Source organism: Vibrio sp. 10N.222.48.A3 (assembly GCF_041475345.1).
GTDB classification, from domain to species: Bacteria; Pseudomonadota; Gammaproteobacteria; order Enterobacterales; family Vibrionaceae; genus Vibrio; species Vibrio tasmaniensis_A.
On sequence record NZ_JBFRVX010000195.1, the window covers coordinates 1 to 5,260 of the forward strand.

Annotated in this window: 4 protein-coding genes and 1 pseudogene; all 5 read left to right on the forward strand. The window is 46.6% G+C overall.

Going from position 1 to position 5,260, the window contains the following annotated elements; genetic code table 11:
• Positions 1–5 precede the first annotated feature (5 nt).
• Positions 6–323 (forward strand): cell division protein FtsL, encoded by a 318-nt coding sequence (gene ftsL, locus AB4653_RS06930; protein WP_009848950.1) that lies wholly within the window; start codon positions 6–8, stop codon positions 321–323.
• Positions 320–2,077: a penicillin-binding transpeptidase domain-containing protein gene (locus tag AB4653_RS06935; RefSeq protein WP_009848951.1), complete on the forward strand. Its 1,758-nt coding sequence runs from the start codon at positions 320–322 to the stop codon at positions 2,075–2,077. Before ftsL ends, AB4653_RS06935 begins: the two co-directional genes overlap by 4 nt.
• Before the next feature lie 18 nt (positions 2,078–2,095).
• Positions 2,096–3,580 carry a UDP-N-acetylmuramoyl-L-alanyl-D-glutamate--2,6-diaminopimelate ligase gene (murE, locus tag AB4653_RS06940; protein WP_009848952.1) on the forward strand — a complete coding sequence of 495 codons (1,485 nt, stop codon included), beginning with the start codon at positions 2,096–2,098 and terminating at the stop codon, positions 3,578–3,580.
• Positions 3,580–4,953 carry a UDP-N-acetylmuramoyl-tripeptide--D-alanyl-D-alanine ligase gene (murF, locus tag AB4653_RS06945; RefSeq protein ID WP_009848953.1) on the forward strand — a complete coding sequence of 458 codons (1,374 nt, stop codon included), beginning with the start codon at positions 3,580–3,582 and terminating at the stop codon, positions 4,951–4,953. The genes murE and murF overlap by 1 nt, the downstream gene beginning before the upstream one ends.
• Positions 4,950–5,260: pseudogene (gene mraY, locus AB4653_RS06950) on the forward strand (phospho-N-acetylmuramoyl-pentapeptide-transferase); the annotation flags it as partial. The gene murF and the pseudogene mraY, both read left to right, overlap by 4 nt.

Here is a 5,260-nt window from a genome sequence, read left to right on the forward strand (position 1 = left end):
AGTCAATGAAGACCTCCAAACCCAACTTAGCCAAGATAATCTTTTTTGATTTGATCTCCGTGGGCAAAGTCCCATTGGGGCTTCTTATCTGCATCTTTGCGAGTGCGATGGGGGTCGTTCTTACGACACATGTATCACGTCAGGCGATTACGCAAAAAGACATGGCATTGGTGGAGCGGGAACAACTTGATGATGAGTGGCGAAATTTAATGCTTGAAGAGACGGCGCTAGCAGAACACAGCCGCGTTCAAGCATCGGCAAAAAGAGAGCTAGACATGAAACGTCCAGACTCCGACAAAGAAGTTGTGATCACACTGAAATGACCGGTAAAAAGGAAAAAACACCCGCAAAAACCGTTAATGAATCAACGAAAGAGCGAGTGAAGAGCGAAAAGGATTCGGATCCAATTCTTATTAAATGGCGTTTCAACGTTGTTATTGCTTTCGTGTTTCTAGCCTTTGCTGCACTCGTTGGCCGTGTGGCTTACATCCAAATCATTGAACCCGATAACTTAATTCGTCAGGGCGATCTTCGCTCAGTGCGTGTTAAGGCTATTCCTTCTGCTCGCGGTATTATCTCTGACCGCAATGGCGAGCCGCTTGCTGTGAGTGTTCCCGTTGAGGCTGTATGGGCCGACCCAAAAACGATTTTCGATAAAAATGGTATGGCCCAGATTGATCGTTGGTATGCGTTAGCCGATGTACTTGGCCTACAGCGACAATCGATGATCGATAAGATCTCTAGCAATAAATCCCGTCGATTTATTTATCTACAAAGACAAGTTAGCCCTGCGATGGCTAAGTATATCCGTGAACTTAAGCTGGTGGGTGTGGGCCTAAAAGCGGAATCTCGACGTTACTACCCTGCTGGTGAAGTCAGTGCACACCTTATCGGTGTGACCGGAATTGATGGACACGGCCTGGAAGGGGTTGAACGCAGTTACGATAAATGGCTTACGGGCGAAGCAGGCAAGCGAACGATTCGTAAAGACCGCTACGGACGCGTTGTCGAAAACATTGCGTTAGAAGAACGCGAAGAAGGCAAACCACTAGAACTCACCATCGATCAACGATTGCAGGCGATAGCCTATCGAGCGATTAAGCAAGCGGTGGCCGATCATAAAGCGACCTCAGGCTCTGCAGTATTACTCGATGTGAAAACGGGCGCTGTGTTAGCCATGGTCAATGCACCGTCTTACAACCCGAACAACCGCTCTGATTTACAAAGCTTTAAAATGCGAAACCGCGTGCTGACCGATGCTATGGAGCCCGGCTCAACAGTGAAACCTTTTGTGGTGCTCGCCGCATTAGAAAATGGTACAGCTGATGCGAAATCTATTATTGATACGGGTAATGGCATCATGCAAATTGGAGGTAGCCGAGTACGTGATACCTCTAAAGTGGGCAAGGCTGATTTAGCCTTGATCCTTAAAAAATCAAGTAACATCGGCGTTGCGAAATTAGCGCTTGATATGCCGCTTGAAGCGTTACTTGGTATGTACAGTTCGGTTGGTTTAGGCGAAATGTCTGGGCTAAATCTCGTGGGTGAAACGAGTGGTATTTTTCCTAACCGTCGCCGTTGGTCCAAGTTCGAAATCGCGACGCTATCCTTTGGTTATGGCTTATCTGTGACCCCGCTTCAGTTGGCTCATGCTTACGCAACGTTAGCCAACAAAGGCATGTATGAACCGATTCATATCATTAAAAGCAACGACCAAGACTTCTCAAAGCAGATCATCAAACGTGAAAATGCAGAGATGGTATTGCAAATGTTAGAAGGCGTGACTCAAAAGGGCGGAACTGCAACCAGAGCCGCTGTTCCGGGTTATCGAGTTGCGGCAAAAACGGGTACATCTCGTAAAGCCGCTGCGGGTGGCTATAGTGATGAGTATATTGCTATAACGTCGGGTTTTGCTCCAGTCAGCGATCCAAGAGTAGCTCTGGTTGTCGTAGTCAATGAGCCGCAAGGTGACCTTTACTATGGTGGTTCAGTTGCTGCCCCCGTTTTTTCTGAAATCATGAAGGGTGCACTGCAAATACTCAATGTCCCTGCTGATGAAAACAAGTTTCAAGAATAGAGCCAATCAGGATTCAATATGAGTAATAGCCTCACGCTGTCATCTTTACTTTCTCCTTGGGGGGACTTTAGTTCACTTGAGCTAGATGCGATTGCTGTTGAGCAATTGGAGTTGGATAGCCGTGCAATCAAGGAAGGCGATATTTTTGTTGCCATTGTTGGACATGCCATTGATGGTCGTCGCTTTATCGACAAAGCCGTCGCTCAAGGTGCGAAAGCTGTCGTTGCACAAGCGAGTGATGACAAAGCTCATGGTTTGGTTGAGTGGTTAAATGCTGTTCCTGTTGTTTATGTATCTGAGCTAAATTCAATTCTCTCTGAACTGGCTGGCCGAGTTTATTCTTCTCAAGCGACTAAGTTGATTGGTGTGACCGGCACCAATGGCAAAACCACCATCACCCAATTGATTGCTCAGTGGCTTGATTTGGTCGGCCAGCGTTCGGCGGTAATGGGCACCACGGGTAATGGCTTCTTAGATAACCTAAAAACAGCGGCTAATACCACAGGCAGCGCGATTGAAATACAACGCACACTGAGCGAGTTGGCTGAGGAAAGTGCAGTTTATACCGCGATGGAAATCTCTTCTCATGGTTTGGTTCAAGGCCGAGTAAAAGCGTTGAATTTTGAGGTTGGTGTGTTCACTAACCTGAGTCGTGATCACCTTGATTACCACGGCACGATGGAAGAGTACGCACTGGCTAAAAAAAGACTGTTTACTCAACACAAATGCAAACATGCAGTGATCAATGTGGATGATGAAGTCGGCAAAGCGTGGATGGCAGATTTGTCCAATGCAATAGCTGTTTCATTGCTTCCGTTGTCTGATTACCAACAGTCGGTGTGGGCATCTGATGTCGCCTATGCAGAAACTGGGATTAAGCTCTCTTTCGATGGTAGCTGGGGGCAAGGTGATCTTTCGGTTCCATTGATTGGTCAGTTCAACGCATCAAACGTACTGGTTGCTTTCGCGACTTTGCTTTCATTGGGCATCGACAAGCAAACCTTGGTCGACACCGCGTCTCAGCTTCAACCTGTTATTGGTCGTATGGAACTGTTTCAAGTTCCGAGCAAAGCAAAAGTCGTTGTCGATTACGCGCACACGCCAGATGCTCTAGAAAAAGCATTGGCAGCATTGCGTGTACACTGCTCTGGAAAGTTGTGGGCTATCTTCGGTTGTGGTGGCGATCGCGACACAGGTAAGCGCCCAATGATGGCGGTAACGGCAGAGCAGTTCGCCGACAAAATTATTATTTCAGATGACAACCCTCGCAGCGAAGATCCTGCACTGATTGTTAAAGACATGCTAGCTGGCTTAAGCGAACCAGAATCTGCATTCGTCGAGCACGATCGCTATCAAGCGGTTAAGTTTGCCCTAGAACAGGCAGGCAGTAATGACATTATTCTTTTGGCTGGTAAAGGCCATGAGGATTACCAAGTATTGAAAGACGAAACGATCCATTACTCAGATCGAGAGTCCGCGCTACAACTTTTAGGTATTTCATAATGATTGATGTATCACTCGAGCAGATTTGTTCAGCGATGAGCGGTCAGCTGATTGAGGCTGGCAAGTCGAGCAATAGTGTTATTAATGCGGTTTCTACTGACACTCGAACCGTTGAAGAGGGTGCACTGTTTGTTGCTCTTGTTGGCGAGCGTTTTGATGCGCATGACTTTTGTCATCAAGCGGTAGAAGCTAATGCGAGCGCGTTGTTAGTCGAACGAAAACTTGACCTAAATATTACTCAGGTGGTTGTTGAAGACACTAAACTTGCTTTAGGTCAGCTAAGTGCTTGGATCCACAAACAGTGTGACGTGCCAACCATGGCGATTACAGGAAGTTGTGGTAAAACGACGGTTAAAGAGATGGTGGCAAGCATTCTGCAGCAACGTGGCAAGGTGTTGTTTACCGCAGGTAACTTCAATAATGATATTGGAGTGCCATTAACCTTGCTGCGCAGTGAAGCAAATGACGACTATGCCGTGATAGAACTGGGCGCGAACCACATTGGTGAAATTGCCTATACTACGCAGCTTGTGAAACCACAGGTGGCGTTAGTTAATAACGTAGCTGCAGCGCACTTAGAAGGCTTTGGGTCTATCAATGGTGTGAAACAAGCGAAAGGTGAAATCTTTCAGGGGCTTGCTGCCGGTGATACTGCTATTGTTAATCTAGAGAGCAACGGTGGTGACTTTTGGAATGACGTGCTTGCAGATAAAAGCGTGCTAACATTTTCAGAAAGCGACAGCAAGGCGGATTATTTTGCCAAGAATATTCGCATCAATGAGCAAGGTGAAGCGTGCTTTGATATGCAGACACCTCAAGGGTCCATATTTGTTGAGCTTGGTATCATCGGTCAACATAACGTAGCGAATGCATTAGCAGCTGCAGCGTTGAGTATCCAATTTGGAGCCTCGCTTGATGAGGTGAAAAATGGTTTAGCGAATCTGATCTCTGTCAAAGGGCGAGTTGAGGTTCAACAATTAAGTCAGAATATCAAACTCATAGATGACAGTTACAACGCCAGCGTGCCAGCAATGAAGGCGGCAGCGAAGCTACTCTCGAGCTTCAAAGGTCAACGTTGGTTAATTTTAGGTAATATGGCTGAATTAGGCGATGAAAGCCTTGCACTTCACCGTCAAGTCGGTGAATATGCTGCCCCATTCGCTTTTGAGCATGTACTTACTTACGGTGATGATACCAAGGTGATTAGTGAGGTCTGTAATGGTACCCACTTTACAACGCATCAAGCGATGATCGCGCACATAGAGCAGCACCTAAGCTTGCCAGAAAGCGTGTCACATACCTTATTGGTAAAAGGCGCGAATAGTGCAGGAATGAGTAAAATAGCCGCTGCTTTAAAGGAGAACTTTTCATGATAATTTGGCTTGCAGAGCTACTACAGCCACACTTTTCTTTTTTCCGTTTGTTCGAATACTTATCGTTTCGTGCAATCGCGAGTATTTTGACGGCGTTATGTCTGTCACTGTGGATGGGACCTCGTTTAATTGAGCGTCTGCAAATGCTACAAATTGGCCAAGTTGTTCGTAATGACGGCCCTGAATCTCATTTCAGCAAACGTGGCACGCCAACCATGGGCGGTGTGATGATCCTTGCTGCGATCATTATTACGGTATTGATGTGGGCTGATCTCTCGAATCCTTATGTTTGGGCTGTATTAGTTGT